The 15,583-nt window shown below is 44.8% G+C and carries 8 protein-coding genes; 3 read left to right on the top strand and 5 right to left on the bottom strand.

Annotation, left to right across the window (positions count from 1 at the left end; translation table 11 throughout):
* Positions 1-33: 33 nt before the first annotated feature.
* Complete coding sequence (locus MuYL_RS07050; protein WP_094569857.1) at positions 34-432, bottom strand: VOC family protein; 399 nt, start codon at positions 430-432, stop codon at positions 34-36.
* A 150-nt stretch (positions 433-582) separates the two neighbouring features.
* Here MuYL_RS07050 and MuYL_RS07045 point away from each other — a divergent pair, with 150 nt between their 5' ends.
* Positions 583-1,899 (top strand): gluconate:H+ symporter, encoded by a 1,317-nt coding sequence (locus tag MuYL_RS07045; protein WP_094569856.1) that lies wholly within the window; start codon positions 583-585, stop codon positions 1,897-1,899.
* Positions 1,900-1,928: 29 nt separating this feature from the next.
* Here the strand turns inward: MuYL_RS07045 and MuYL_RS07040 are convergent, their stop codons facing one another.
* On the bottom strand, positions 1,929-2,966 hold the full coding sequence (locus tag MuYL_RS07040) for a sterol desaturase family protein (RefSeq protein WP_094569855.1): 1,038 nt from the start codon (positions 2,964-2,966) through the stop codon (positions 1,929-1,931).
* Between the two features lie 67 nt (positions 2,967-3,033).
* Positions 3,034-4,839, bottom strand: a complete 1,806-nt coding sequence (locus tag MuYL_RS07035) for a DNA polymerase III subunit gamma/tau (RefSeq protein WP_094569854.1) — start codon at positions 4,837-4,839, stop codon at positions 3,034-3,036.
* Between the two features lie 206 nt (positions 4,840-5,045).
* Here MuYL_RS07035 and MuYL_RS07030 point away from each other — a divergent pair, with 206 nt between their 5' ends.
* Complete coding sequence (locus MuYL_RS07030) at positions 5,046-7,727, top strand: alpha-L-rhamnosidase (protein ID WP_094569853.1); 2,682 nt, start codon at positions 5,046-5,048, stop codon at positions 7,725-7,727.
* 267 nt (positions 7,728-7,994) lie between these two features.
* Positions 7,995-10,334, top strand: coding sequence for a S9 family peptidase (locus MuYL_RS07025; protein WP_094569852.1), 2,340 nt, complete (start codon positions 7,995-7,997; stop codon positions 10,332-10,334).
* A 145-nt stretch (positions 10,335-10,479) separates the two neighbouring features.
* Here MuYL_RS07025 and MuYL_RS07020 read toward each other — a convergent pair whose 3' ends face one another.
* Entirely contained in the window at positions 10,480-13,821 is a 3,342-nt protein-coding gene (locus MuYL_RS07020) for a patatin-like phospholipase family protein (RefSeq protein WP_157740669.1), read from the bottom strand.
* Between the two features lie 282 nt (positions 13,822-14,103).
* Positions 14,104-15,576 (bottom strand): SusD/RagB family nutrient-binding outer membrane lipoprotein, encoded by a 1,473-nt coding sequence (locus MuYL_RS07015; protein WP_094569851.1) that lies wholly within the window; start codon positions 15,574-15,576, stop codon positions 14,104-14,106.
* Positions 15,577-15,583: the final 7 nt, after the last annotated feature.

Raw genomic sequence — 15,583 nt, 5'->3', positions numbered from 1 at the left:
CTATGATCCATGAATCATACACTATGAACTAAACTACAGTTCGCAATTTATCATCCAGCTTACCCCATAACGGTCTGTAACCTGGCCGAATGAGGCACCCCAAAATTGCTTTTCCATCGGCATTGTAACATTGCCGCCTTCGGCAAGCTGATCAAAAACCGACCGGGCCTGCACTTCATCGGTAAGGCCAATACTCAGGTAAATGCCATTGCCATGGTCAACCGGTTGGCCCGGCATCCCATCGGAGAACATTAACATATTGTCATCAAAAGACAGGCGGGCATGCATAATTTTATCACTGTAATTAGCCTCTGCCGGCAAGCTCTCGCCAAAGCGGTTTAAATCGCTGATGGTGCCATTAAATACTTTCTGGTAATGGTTTAATACCTCTTCAGTATTGCCCGGAAAGTTTAAGTAAGGTATTACTTTCATGGTGATTTTAATTTCCACTAAAGTACAAAGATTTTTATTCCCGGGATTTCAATTCCGAATAATGTTACTATTTTAGACCTTTACAGGGTACGCACCGGTAAACATACCTGGCCGTTTATTACCCGACAACATATAAACCGATCATTGATAATGACATTATTAACCATCTTTTTTAGCATTATCCTGCTTATTTTATTGGTGAGCTGGGCCAAAGTAAACCCCTTTGTCGCATTCCTGCTGGTATCAATAACAGCAGGGCTATTATTGGGCATTCCGCTCGAAAAAGTAACAAAATCGGTGCAACACGGCCTCGGTGATACGCTTGGCGCCATATCCATAATTATTTGCCTGGGCGCTATGATAGGTAAGCTTGTGGCCACCAGTGGTGCCGCTCAAAAAATTGCCGAAGTACTGGTTAATGCCTTCGGTGTAAAATATATTCAATGGGCGCTGGTACTTGCCGGATTTATCATCGGGATCCCATTGTTTTATGAAACCGGCTTTGTATTAATGGTACCGCTGATATTTTCGGTGGTTTATAAGTACAAGCTACACGCTGTTTATATAGGCTTGCCTATGCTGGCAGCATTATCAGTAACCCATGGCTTTTTACCGCCACACCCCTCCCCTTCCGCACTTGTTTTAACATTCCATGCCGATATGGGCAAAACGTTAAAATACGGCCTGATCCTGGCCATCCCGGCAATTATATTGGCAGGACCGGTGTTTGCACGTACCCTAAAAAACATCCCGTCGAACCCATTGAAAACTTTTATGGCCGACGAGATTCCTGCTAACCAGCTGCCCAGTGCTTTTACCAGCTTTTTTACCGCTTTGTTACCGGTTGTACTCATCATGTCAACTACCTTATATTTAAACACCGACCACAGCGAAACTACGCTGCATAAGCTGATAGCCTTCATCGGCGAAACACCTATAGTAATGCTGATATCGCTGATTATGGCCACCTTTACTTTAGGATTAAAGCAGGGAAAAGACATGAAGTTCCTGGGAAGCATTTATACGCATGCTGTAAAAGATGTTTCTATGATCCTGCTTATTGTTGCAGGCTCAGGTGCCTTCAAAGCTGTGCTTACTGATAGTGGAGCCAACAAGGATATCGCAAATATTTTGCAAAGCTTCCACCTGCAGCCGCTTGTTTTAGGGTGGTTAATTGCAGCTATCATCCGCATTAGCCTGGGTTCGGCAACGGTTGCCGGATTAACGGCGGCGGGCATTATCTCAACGCTGGTTTTGCATGATCCTACTATAAACCCCAACCTCATGGTGCTGGCCATAGGCGCCGGGAGCCTCGCTTTTTCTCATTTAAACGATGGCGGGTTCTGGCTCTTTAAAGAATATTTTAATTTATCCATTAAAGACACCCTCCGCTCATGGACGGTTATGGAAACAATGGTTTCCTTTATCGGACTGGTGGGCGTTTTGATATTGAACCAGGTAGTATAGTGAAGTTCATGGCCGAATTTGCATGAACGCTATGCCTCAATAAATTGAGATCCGGCTTTTGATTGACTGTCCTTTTTTTCCTTCTCCAACTCTTCAAAGTATTGCTTACGCACTATGCTTGACATTTTGTGATCGCCGGTATGGCTCCATCCGGGTGGCATAAATATATAAAGGATCTTATTTTTAAGGCCGGGTGCTTTAGCTACATCTTTACCAAGCGCTACTATCTCGCCAAAATACGCATCCAGGAAACTATTCGGCTTCATTGGCCGCGATATGCCATAAGCTATAGGTATTGCCCTGTCCTCTTCTACATAGGTACCAAATACCTTATCCCAAATATTCAGCAGGTTACAAAAATTGGTATCCATATATAAGGGGTTTTTAGCATGATGAACGCGATGATGTGAAGGAGTAAGCACGATCTTGTTTAAAAACCCAAACCTGGCATCCTCAGCAATATTTTCGCCTATATGAATGAAAGCGCCCCAGGTACCGTCAATAAACATAATTACAAAAAGCATAGCGGGGTTAACGCCCAATAAAATACAAATGGTCGTACGGATCACATCCGCATAAGGCCCCTCTAAAAAGAAGTGTGCATACGTCACCGATAAATTCATATTGGACGGCGCATGATGTGTGGAATGCAGGCACCACAAGATCCGTACTTTGTGCGCCAAAAAGTGATAAATAAAATGCGAAAACTCCCAAATGATATAGGCATAAATAAACCAATACCAGGTGAAAGTAAGTTTTAAAATAGCGTATTTAGCAAAAAAGCCGATACATAACCCCACCATGGCAAAGGAAATTACCCTGCCGACGAATGCGTTTAACACGTAGGTAAAAAACGAAATTTTATAATCAATAACCTTAAAACGTTTGTAAAATGCAGCCCTTATAATTTCAACAACTAATATAAAAGGGATCAGCGGCCCTAACACCGAGGTAATGCCATGATAGGTAAGCAGCTCCTTATAATCGCCTGCTTTTATAATGTCAATTAAATTACCAAAGCCAAAAAAGCCGGTAATTTCAGCCCATATTGATTTTAAAAAGTCCATTTAAACAGTTATTACGCATTAGTTAACCGCAATGTACAAATAACCTCGTTTTAAAAAAATGGGGTTTTTAATCAAAATCAAGGTTAAACTTAGCTTTCAGGTCGGCAAGCGCGGGGTTTTTTGCGGCCATATACTGAAATTTCTCAGATGCTGTGTAAGGGCGCTTTACTACCGCGACTTCATCAATCCGCACGTTAACTTCAATGTTAAAGTTTTTTAAAGTGGTGCGTAAATAATTCAGCAGGTTTGGCCGTTCATCCCTGAACAGGTTTTCCTGCACCTTATTTTCCACCAGCACTTCGTATGTATCCGGGCCGGTTGGCTTTGGCGGGTTTGACGCGAAAATAGTAAGCAAATTCTTTTTTCCTTCCGATTTCATCCGGGCCGCATAATCGCTCCAGCATTTAAAAAGCTGATCGGTAGTATAGTCGTTTTTGGCGTCACCTTTTATATAGGGGTCGTCCTCTTCCGCCATAGTTTCCATGGTTTTTCCCACGTCTTTTAACGATGGTATTTTAACCGAACTGGCTGATGATTGTAAATTTGGAATAAAGATTTTCGGCTTTTCGGCGGGTGGTTCATTCGCCGGAATTTGCTTTGCCGCAGTCGGCGCAACCGGCTCCTCACGTAGCTGTGCAGGTTGCGGATTGCCCGCAGCCTGGGGTATTACAGCCGGCTTTTGTTCATTTTGGGGCGCTATTGCTGCGGAATCAGGTTTTTTTTTTAATTGCCCCTCTGCTGCGGGCATTGCACTTAGCGGGGTAACCGCCAAATTAAAAACGGAGGGCAGGTTACACATTTTTAGCAGCGCCAGTTCAACCTGCAGTCGCTGGTTTTTGCTCAGCTTATACCCTATATCGCACTGGTTGGCAATATTCATGGCTGATAGCAGGAATGACACTGTCGATGCCTGCGATTGCTGCAGGTATTTATTCCTGATGCCATCACTAACCTCCAGCAGTTTCACGGTAGCAGAGTCTTTGCTTACCAGCAGGTTCCTGAAGTGTTCAGACAAACCCGATATAAAATGTGCACCGTCAAATCCGCGCGACAAAATCTCATCAAACAATAACAATGTTTGGGCGTTGTCCTCGTTCAGCAGCCTGTCGGTTATATTAAAGTAATAATCGTAATCAAGAATATTCAGGTTATCAATTACCGAGCGGTAGGTTACGTTTCCGCCCGAAAAGCTAACAATCTGGTCAAACATCGAAAGCGCATCCCTTAAACCACCATCAGCCTTTTGGGCGATGATGTGAAGGCCGTCGGGCTCGTAGCTGATGTTTTCTTTTATTGCAATGGATGCCAGGTGGGCGGCCATATCCTCCACACGAATGCGGTTAAAATCAAAGATCTGGCAGCGCGAAAGTATCGTGGGCAGGATCTTGTGTTTTTCGGTAGTGGCAAGGATAAAAATGGCGTAGTGAGGCGGCTCTTCCAGCGTTTTTAAAAAAGCGTTAAAAGCTGCCTGCGACAGCATGTGCACCTCATCAATAATATAGATCTTGTAACGCACCGCTTGCGGCGGGATGCGAACCTGTTCAATCAGGCTGCGGATATCATCAACCGAGTTGTTGGATGCGGCATCGAGCTCATGGACATTAAAAGAGTTTCCGTTTTGAAACGACTGGCAGGATGCACAAACACCGCAGGCCTCGCCGTTTGGCTGTAAATTTTCGCAGTTTATCGTTTTTGCAAGGATACGCGCGCAGGTAGTTTTGCCCACGCCACGCGGACCGCAGAACAAAAATGCCTGTGCCAGCTGATTATTTTTAATGGCGTTTTTTAACGTATTGGTGATATGTTGCTGACCAACAACGCTTTCAAAAGTAACCGGGCGATATTTGCGTGCCGAAACAATAAAATTATCCACAGCTACTAAGGTAGCAACAATAAATTTATGTGCTATAAGATTTACGAAGTTTTTGAAACTTCATAAATCTGGAGGGCGGAAATCTTTATTTTGCAGACGGTACAGGATGGTCATCTATATTAATTCCATATTTTTGAACGATAAAGACAACTTCTGTCCTCTTATATACCTTATTGATTTAATACTATTTTTACTAACAGCTATTGATGACCACTTTACTGCCAAAACACTCGCCTTTCAACAGAATCCTGGTTTGTATCTTATTTATCCTGAATACTGCCTTTGCCAGCGCAGGAGCAAGAATTACAGGCCTAAAGTGTGAATATTTGGCTAACCCGATGGGCATGGATTCGCCCCACCCCCGTTTAATGTGGGTGATGGATGATGCGCGCCAGGGTGCAAAACAAACCGCTTACCAGCTTTCTGTAGGTACAGATTCCGTTGAATTGAACAAAGGCATTGCTAATACATGGCAAACCTTAAAAGTGGCGTCAGCTGTAACGCGGCTAAATTACAATGGTAAAGCCTTGCAGCCCTACACCAAATATTATTGGCGGGTTTCGGTTTGGGACAAAGATGGAAAAAGTAACACATCGGCCATAGCCAGCTTTGAAACCGGGCTAATGGATAAAAGCAAATGGAAGGGCACCTGGATCAGTGATAACAATGATATGAACGCCAAACCGGCACCCTATTTCCGCCACTCTTTTGATCTTACAAAAAAAATCAAATCGGCGCGTGCATACATTGCCGTTGCCGGTTTATATGAACTTTATATCAACGGCGAAAAGATTGGCAATCACCGGCTGGACCCGATGTACACCCGGTTTGACAGGCGCACACTATACGTTACTTATGATGTTACCTCACAACTTCAAAGTGGTGAAAATGCAATCGGTGTATTGTTAGGGAACGGCTGGTACAACCACCAGAGCACAGCAGTTTGGTTTTTTGATAAGTCGCCGTGGCGTAACAGGCCTGCCTTTTGCCTGGATGTACGGGTAACCTACGAAGATGGCACAACAGAAACTATATCCTCCGGCAAAAAATGGAAAACAGCTTTAAGCCCTATCGTTTTTAACAGCATTTACACCGCCGAGCATTACGATGCCCGCCTGGAACAACCGGGATGGAACAGACCTGGCTTTATTGATACCACCTGGAAAGGTGTCATCAACCGCCAGGCACCTTCTCTTAATATTGTTGCCCAAACCATGCAGCCCATCCGCGCTATTGAAAAAATCCCGGCAGAAAGCATTAAGAAACTGGATGCTAAGACTTACCTGTTTGATTTGGGCCGGAATATCTCCGGTGTGAGCAGCATTACCGTAAAAGGCGAAGCAGGTACCGCTATCCGTCTTAAACATGCTGAAAAGCTGGGCAAAAATGGCTACGCAGACCAATCAAACATCGATATTCACTACCGCCCTACAGATGATAAGGATCCTTTTCAAACGGACATATTTATTTTAAGCGGCAAAGGCGAAGAAACATTTATGCCCCGTTTTAATTACAAAGGGTTTCAATATGTTGAGGTAAGCAGCGACAAGCCTATTGAACTTAAAAAAGAAAACTTAAACGGTTATTTTATGCACAGCGATGTGGAGCCTGTTGGCAGCATAAATTCGTCCAGTAATACGCTGAACAAGATTTGGCAGGCCACCAACAACTCCTATCTGTCTAACTTTTTTGGTTACCCTACCGACTGCCCGCAGCGCGAAAAGAACGGCTGGACCGGCGACGCCCATATTGCCAGTGAAACCGGTTTGTTCAACTTTGATGGGATAACGATTTACGAAAAATGGATGGCTGATCACCGCGACGAGCAGCAGCCCAACGGTGTTTTGCCGTCAATTATCCCCTCAAACGGTTGGGGCTACGAATGGGGTAACGGGCCAGACTGGACCAGCACCGTTGCCATCATTCCATGGAACCTTTATATGTTTTATGGTGACAGCAAAACACTTGGTGATAATTACGAAGCAATAAAACGTTACGTAAACCACATCAACGACCTTTATCCTTCCGGCCTTACCACCTGGGGCCTGGGCGACTGGGTGCCGGTTAAAGCAGTGTCGCCTGTTGAATTCACTTCATCTGCCTATTACTTTACCGATGTTAATATATTAGCAAAAGCAGCAAAGTTATTTGGCAAAGCCGATGATCAGAAAACCTACGAAGCACTGGCCCTAAAGATCAAAAACGCCATTAACGCCAAATACCTAAACACTGCAACCGGCATATATGATAAAGGCTATCAAACAGAATTGAGTGTTCCGCTATATTGGGGCATAGTTCCGGATAGTTTAAAGCATAAGGTAGCTACCAGGCTTGCCGAACGGGTTAAACAGGATAACAACCATTTGGATGCAGGCATTTTGGGAGCCAAAGCCATATTAAGCGCATTAAGTGATAACGGCTACGCGGATGTTGCTTATTCAATTGCATCGCAGGAAACCTTTCCTTCATGGGGCTGGTGGATTGTTAACGGCGCTACCACACTGTATGAAAACTGGAACATCCAGGCAGACGACGCCCTGTCATTAAACCACATTATGTTTGGCGAAATAGGCGCATGGTATTATAAGGGTATTGGCGGCATTAACGTTGATCAGCAATCGCCCGGCTTCAAAAATATACTGTTAACGCCAAATTTTATTGAAAAACTGGACCATTTTGAATCAGAACATACCGGCCCTTACGGCACTATTAAATCTTCATGGAAAAGAAAAGGCAATACTGTTGAATTTGCCGTAACTGTTCCTGCTAATTCTACGGCTACACTTTCTTTCCCATCCGGTAAAAAGGTTTTCCAGGGTTCGAGACAGATAGTTACCACAAGCGGGTTAAAAGTCGCATCAGGAAGTTACGTTTATTTGGTGAAGTAAAACGTTCTTCGTTATTGGCAGCGAAGAATCTTGTGAAATTTATGGGGTGCTGCTCCGTTTGTACGGCTTCTCTGTTCTTTATACAAAATTCTTCGCTCTTGCCAATAAAAACAAATAATTTAACCGCTAAACCAAACACCCAATTGCCAAAAACGTCCCATTTTCAAGCACTTTCTTTGCCACAATAACATTACACATACACACAAATTTGTGAAAGCTGTTAATTTGCTGTAGCTTGGTTTCCTGTAACGTAACTGACTTATAGCAATGAATAAATTTTTACTCGCGGTGATACCCTGTGCATTCGTATTTTCCGCACATGCCCAGCAGGGCACTCCCTTAACTGCCAAAGATTATGAACGCGCAGAAAGCTTTTTAAGCTATGGCACCGAACCGCTTATTGACAACAACAACGTACGCCCCGAATGGCTGGACGGCGATCGTTTCTGGTACCGCAGCCTCACGGCGCAAGGCAGCGAATTTATCCTGGTCGATCCTGCAAAACATAGCCGCGTGGCGGCGTTTGACCAGCAAAAACTGGCGGCAGGACTATCAACCGCTACCGGCAAACAATATTCGGCAGCAATGCTGCCATTTACCAGCTTCACCTTTTCGGGTGATGGCAAATCAATAGTTTTCGAGGCAGCCGGCAAGCAGTGGGCCGCCGACCTTGCCAGCTACAAAGTTGCCGAAGATAATTCAGCAGCGGCAAATTCAGGCCGGAACCGTGCCGGACGACGCGGCAGGGGCAGCATTTATAACGTTTCGCCCGATGGAAAAAGAGAAGCCTTTATAAAGGATTGGAACCTTTGGGTACGCGATGTGGACACTAAAAAAGAAACTCAGCTCACTACAGATGGTGTAAAAGACTATGGCTATGCAACCGATAACGCCGGCTGGAAACATAGCGACAACGCTATCCTGATCTGGTCGTCAGATTCCAAAAAAATTGCCACCTTTAAACAGGACCAGCGCAATGTAAGCGACATGTACCTGGTTACCACCAATGTAGGCAAACCTAATCTTAAAGCATGGAAATATCCGTTGCCCGGCGACAAAGATGTAGCTATGATCCAACGTGTAATTATTGATGTTGATAACGCCAAAGTTGTAGTTACCAAAGTTGCTCCAGACCCGCACCGCGCTACCCTGAGCGACGATATCTCCAGCAGCGGAACTTTGGATGATGTTTACTTCAGCTCCGACAATTCAAAAGTTGCGTTCGTGTCAACTTCACGCGATCACAAAAACGAAAAAGTGCGCATAGCTGATGCAACAACGGGTGCGGTACGCGAAGTTTTTGAAGAAACTGTCCCTACGCAGTTTGAATCGGGCCAGGGCGCTATCAACTGGAAATATCTTGACAAAACCAACGAGATCATCTGGTACTCGGAACGCGATAACTGGGGCCATCTTTATCTGTACGATACCAATACTGGCAAGCTAAAAAACCAAATAACTAAGGGCGACTTTGTAGTTACCCGTCTGCTAAAGGTTGACGAAAAAAACCGGATGCTTTATTTTATTGCAGATGGCCGCCAAGCCGAAAATCCTTATTTTAGCCAGCTTTGCAAAATAGGTTTTGACGGCAAACACTTTGCAAACCTTACGCCTGAAGCAGGTAATCACCAGGTTACCTTATCACCTTCAGGCGCTTACTTTATCGACAGCTATTCAAAACCGGATGTTCCCGCAGTTACCGTGCTGCGCGACCTTAACGGTAAGATGATCAGCACACTGGAAAAAACAGATATCTCAAGATTGCAGTCTACCGGCTGGAAACCCGTTATTCCATTCTCTGTGAAGGCGCATGACGGCAAAACCGACATCTACGGCTTAATGATTACACCAACCAGGCTCGATCCTAATAAAAAGTACCCGGTGATTGATTATATCTACCCCGGCCCCCAGGGGGGAAGTGTTGGCAGTTGGTCGTTTGTTGCCTCAAGGGGCGACGGCCAGGCACTTGCTGAACTGGGCTTTATTGTGGTAGAAATTGAAGGCACCAGCAATCCGCTGCGTTCAAAAAGCTTCCATGATATGAGCTACGGCAACATGGCTGAAAACACCCTGCCCGACCAAATCACCGGCATCCGCCAGCTTGCCGCCAAATACGGTTATTTAGATACTGCACGGGTGGGTATCTGGGGCCATTCAGGCGGTGGTTTTGCTACAGCCGGGGCTATGTTCCGCTATCCTGATTTCTTTAAAGTTGGAATTTCTGAGTCAGGAAACCATGAGAATCTGAACTATGAGGACGACTGGGGCGAGCGCTACAACGGTTTAGTTGCCAATGCAGATTATGCCGCACAGGCTAATCAAAACCTGGCTAAAAATCTTAAAGGTAAACTGATGCTTGCGCATGGTTTACTTGATGATAACGTTCCGCCGTACAATACCCTGCTGGTTATTGAAGCATTGGAAAAAGCCAATAAAGATTATGACCTGGTGGTATTTCCTAACAGCCCGCATGGCTATGGCCCGTATTCGCCATACATGATGCGTCGCCGCTGGGATTATTTTGTAAAAAACCTGCTTGGTGTTGAGCCTCCGCACGAATACGTGCTTAAAGCTAAAACCGACCCAAGGAATGGTGGCGGAAGATAACATCAGATAAAATTGACCCATTTAAAAAGCCTGTTCCCTTCCTGAGGGCAGGCTTTTTAATTTAGAAAATCAGTATAAACTCAAGGAGTTCGGGAAGGATAACATTGCAAGATTGGCGTAAAACAGGGTTTCACGGGTAATATCGCTAAGGCAACCTCAACTGTTTAATATTTTGAATGGAGTGGTAGCCCAGCTTCCGGTAGCTTTCAAACTGCGCCTCGTCAAAAAACTGGTCGCCTGTTGATTGCTGTGGAAATTCAGGGTTATTTATGAAATACTCCCTGATATCTACTGACTCATTCCCTGTAAGCGAGGTTTTGATATAAATTATAGTGCCGGTTGCCTGTTTTTTGCCGGGGTATTTAATGGTTCCCTGCACAACGTGCGATTTGCTGTATCTTGTATCTTTATCCTTATTGGTTATCCTTGAAACATCCAGTTCAATTTCGGCGCCAAAATCTATCCGGCAGCGCCTTATAGCATTGGCAAGCCCTTCGCAGGTAGATTTTTCATCCTCTTCAGCATCACCCAGTAAAATATAATTACACTTGCGCCTCACCAGTTCGTAAAGGCCCATGTTATCAAAATGCCCCCCGTCTGAAAGACAAACGTAATTGGTGTTAATATCCGAATTACCGATCAGATCTTTTATCAGGTAGCCTAAACCCGCTACCGGGTCAGAACGCTTCCAGCAATCCAGCCTGGGGTTGCCTATCCAGCGACCCAGCCTTACGTTAAATACCGTCAGCAAAAAAGCGGTAGCCGGCGAAGAGTGGTAACCCATATTAGGGCTTACCGCGGCGCCGGATATGGCCATAGTGGTGCCTATCAGTGGCCCGGCGTCCCGCGAATATTGTAGCGTGGGCCGGTAACCATATTCATAAACCTGGTTTCGGCTATAAGCTGCAGAACGCGTAGGGCTAAAATCAAACCCGCAGTAAAGCGGCGAAAAAACAAATGACTCAGCTTTACGGTCCTGCCGGTCAAGCTCCGAAACGGTGGTGGCATTCAGCGCCGTGTTAATAATAGGATAAGGTCCGTAATACTGCTCCTTAGTAGTTAGTAGTGAAAGCGGAAAATCATCATCCTTATCAAAGCCGGTAAAGCTGTTGGCAGTGTTCATTCGGTCGGTACGCCGGCGCGTTGCACCAAGATATGCCCGTACCAGCCTGTTCCTGTAAAAATCATGTAGAGAGAATTCATTTACCCCAACACGCCAACTCAGTAAAAAGGTTAAAACGGCCAGCGCTAAAGTTAACGTGGCGCAGCACCAGATCCTGTTTTGCTGCGGAAAGTACCCCTGCACCGCTGAACGCAAAAAATCAATCATATAGGCGCCGATAAGCAAAAACCCGAGCATAAATAAATAAGGCGCAAAACGCACAAATATTTCCTGCGCCTGTTGTACGCCACCAACAGCCTTATCACCGGCTGTTTTTGATTGAAAAGCCAGCTTTACAGCATAGGCAATAATGGCCATCCATCCGCCAAAAACGGCAGGCAGCTTTTCAACATAGGTATAGGGAATTTTTTTAAAAAGATCAGGCAGCAATAACGACGAAAAAGTAACCAGCATCCAGATAATCATAAAACGATGCACCAATGCCCCCATTCTTCCCCACCACTCCCTGCGTTCATCCGGAAAAAAGTTGCCCATTAAAGCCATGCGAACAACAACACTGATGCTGATTGCCTCCAAAATAAATGGCACTCCAATAATGAGGATCAATTTAGATTGAAAATAAGAATTCTTAAAGGTACTAAGTGAAATGTATTCTATTAAGTGCCAGGCCGCAGCAAGCAGCGCCAGCCCGCAAGCCGATGCAATTACAGAAGTAAGCAGGATAGCCGACGCAAGCCTTACCCGGTAGAGCGGCTTCTCTCCAAACTTCTCTTCCTCAAACCTATGGTATCTTCCCATAGCAGCTATCATTATCATCCCCAAAAAAGCAAATATCACACCCGGCGCCAGCATCTGTAGCTTCATGATATAGGTATGCGAAGCAAGCGTTACTGTTGAAAACCAAATGGTAAGTAAAAAAGCGGCAGCAGTTGCCCATACAATAAGCAAATGGGCAAGCCAGGCGCTGCGCCCTAACACAAACCTGCGCTGCGGCGGATGGTTATTATTGTATGACCTCATCCCGCTGCCAGCAAGAAAGGAACCAGGCAAAAGGATTACCGCGCTCCACGCCAGAACTTTACCCGTTGTCATTTTTACCGAAAGGTTGCTGATATAATCCCAGCCACTAAACAAAGCGCCGATGGCAGATAGCGCAGTGAGCAGGATAAGCAGCAGTACAGTTTGATTTATAAGCGTATTCCTTAGCCATGTAATACCCATTGTCCAGGCATCGGTTGACATGATGCTGGCGTTGGGCGATAAAAAATTGCTGAACATCCGCAGCCACTTGATCGGCCGTACCTCGTCAGCCAACGGATCTGGCGAACTTTTGGTATCCAATCTTTCTACAACTTTGGATAATGATCCCGAACGTTTGATCCATGAACTGAACCATGTGCCAATGTACCCGCCGCCCGATACCGTGGAAAGGTAATCAAACCGTGCCAGCACGCCTAACTCCGCCAGCTTTTGCAGTACCCCCAGGTTAAAGGTGGCCGACCTGATGCCTCCGCCCGAGAATGCGAGCCCGGCCAAATGCAATTGTTCCGCTATCCGAACAGGGTCTTTTGAATTAATACTTTCCGGCGGCGGGAAGTGAAAAGATGCCGCCGGTTCCATGTCATCAAAACGCCTTCCTCTTGATTGACTGACTTCCAGCAGTTCCTGGTAAAAAAGGCTTTCAAAGGGTAAAGGCACCTCCTTTTTATTTAAGCTCTGTACCAGCGCAGTATCATCGGTTAATAAAAAAAATGCCCGTTCAGCAAATGCACCATCACCGTCCTTACTCTGCCAGAATTGATTTAACACCTTATGATCACGCCTGCTCAACAGTGATTCAAGCCTGGGATTGTAAACCTGGTAAAGCCGCTGCTTATAAGTTCCGGTTCTTTTTGAAGCCAGTGCGAGAATAATTTGCACAGGCATATATTGTAAAATAACAACCAATTGTTTACGCTCGGCGGGATAGGTATACAAAATATCCCTGATTAATTGGCGCCAAAAAAAGGGGCTGGAATACAAATTGCCGGTGGCGAGTTTTTCAGCTTCATCGCTGGCAGAAGCCCCCGGATCAACCTGAGATAAACGCTTCAACCAATTTAGCAGATCAGATGCTGTTAGCAGGAAACAATGAATCAAGTCATCACCAACTTCCAGTCCGGCGCTGGACCAAACAATTTCAGCTATTCTTCTTCTATGAATTTCGTGACAATGACCGGGTGTGTTACTTTCTCTAAACGCATCCCAAAGCGGGTAGTTTTTTGAACTTTCCCTTGACTCGCCGGGTATATTGGCTTTACAAATATCCTGGATAACGGTGAGGTAGGAAGCAGCCTCTGCAGTAAGGTCAGTAACAATGTCCATCTGATTTTAGTTAAATATGTTAACAATCGGTAGGGATAGTCACAGCAAATCAAGGCTAACTTGATTGCAATCTGGCTCACTTAGGGATGAATAAATTTATATATAACTATTTTAATTTCAAAGCATTAGTTAAATAATAGTTTATCACATATTTCATTTTATGCAAATAATCAACCTTAAAAGGTCATCATACAAGTTTTTAGCAGAAATAATACAAATAATTATATAACAAAAAACCCCGGCATTTTTACGGCCGGGGTTGTAATTGATAGCTGATAATAACTAGTGAATGTCAAAAAATAGCTTCGTGGTCACCAGGTCGCCACCTATTGCAGATGAAGCTGCATCATAATTTGGCTTGTTAATGTTTTGCTCGCTTATAGGATAGGTAAAACGTACCGGGAAATCACTGAATGCATTTGGCGGCGGAACCAGCTTTGGATAATCCAGTTTCCTGTTTACAATCCATGCATCCCAACCCCTGTTGTATAGGGCAATGTATTCCTGGCCGGCAATTTTTTCAAGCGGGGTAGTACCCGGAGCAGTTGCGTAGGCTACATTCGCCTGCGCTAAATAAGCCGGTGTTGGGTTGGCACCCGTCCAATAAGATACCGAAGCGCTAATTGCAGCAACGTAATGTGATTCAACAGTGCCACCAACAGCAAAGCCTCTTGCTACTGCCTCTGCAAGGTTAAATTCTGTTTCAGAATAATCCAGCAATAAAGCAGGGAAGTCAGGATTGGTTAATGTCCCTGTAGCATTCGGCGTTAACAAGGGGCCTCCCGGCAATGAATAATCTGAAAACGCAAGTGAACCGTCGCCTGTACCATTGTCAGCACCTTCATAAATACTGTTTGAAGCGCTTTTTGCGAAAAAGTACGGCAATCTTGGGTCCTGTGTAGCTTTGTTAGGATTCAGCAGATCAATGAACTGGCTTGTGCCAACAAAATCATGCCTGCCGCTTTGCACCAGGTTAACCCAGATAGGGTTGGTGTTTGGAGGGCTTGCTACGTACTGAAACGAAGCATTATCATCATTCGATTTAAAAACACCGGCAGCTACGGCTGCTTCAACTGTTGTTTTTGCAGTTGCGGGGTCTGAATCGGCAATGGTTATCCCCATTTTCAGCTTAAATGTATTTGCAAATAATTTCCATTTGGTAACATCGCCGCCATAAATGATATCAGCGCCGCCTATACTGCCGGCTCCCGGGTCCAAAGCTGCAATATCTGCATCAAGACGCGTTAAAAGAGCAGAATAAACAGTTTTTGCATCATCATACTTAGGGAAAGGTTTAGTTATGTCCAAAGCCTGTGTATATGGAATGTTTCCAAAGGTAGTAACCAGGTAGTAATAACTATAAACCTGCAGGATATCGGCAATAGCCGTTTCGTTTTTTAAAGTTCCTGCATCTTTTACATCAACTTTCATCGCCTGTTTCGACTTCTCGAAGTTTTGCAAAGTATTGGTATAAAATGCGGTCCAGATCCCGTCAGGTTGCTTACGGTAGCTTATCTGGTATTGGGTTTCATTTAAGTACTGCGTTTCTGTCCACTGCTGTTCAATTAAACGGAATATGTTCAGGTTCACGCTTGGCGAAGTTACAGTGTTGGTCAATAACCTTTCAGCCTCGGTAAATAACGAGTATGACGGCACTGAGGAAGGGTTTTTCGGATCGACATTTAAACTTGTCAGATCCTTTTTGCAAGCCGCCAGGGTTAGCAGGGATGCAAAAATTAATATTCTTTTTTTCATATCTATA

Origin of the sequence: Mucilaginibacter xinganensis (genome assembly GCF_002257585.1) — a bacterium.
Lineage (GTDB): Bacteria > Bacteroidota > Bacteroidia > Sphingobacteriales > Sphingobacteriaceae > Mucilaginibacter > Mucilaginibacter xinganensis.
The sequence above is the reverse complement of the archived record's forward strand: the minus strand, read 5'-3'. Positions and strand labels throughout refer to the sequence as shown.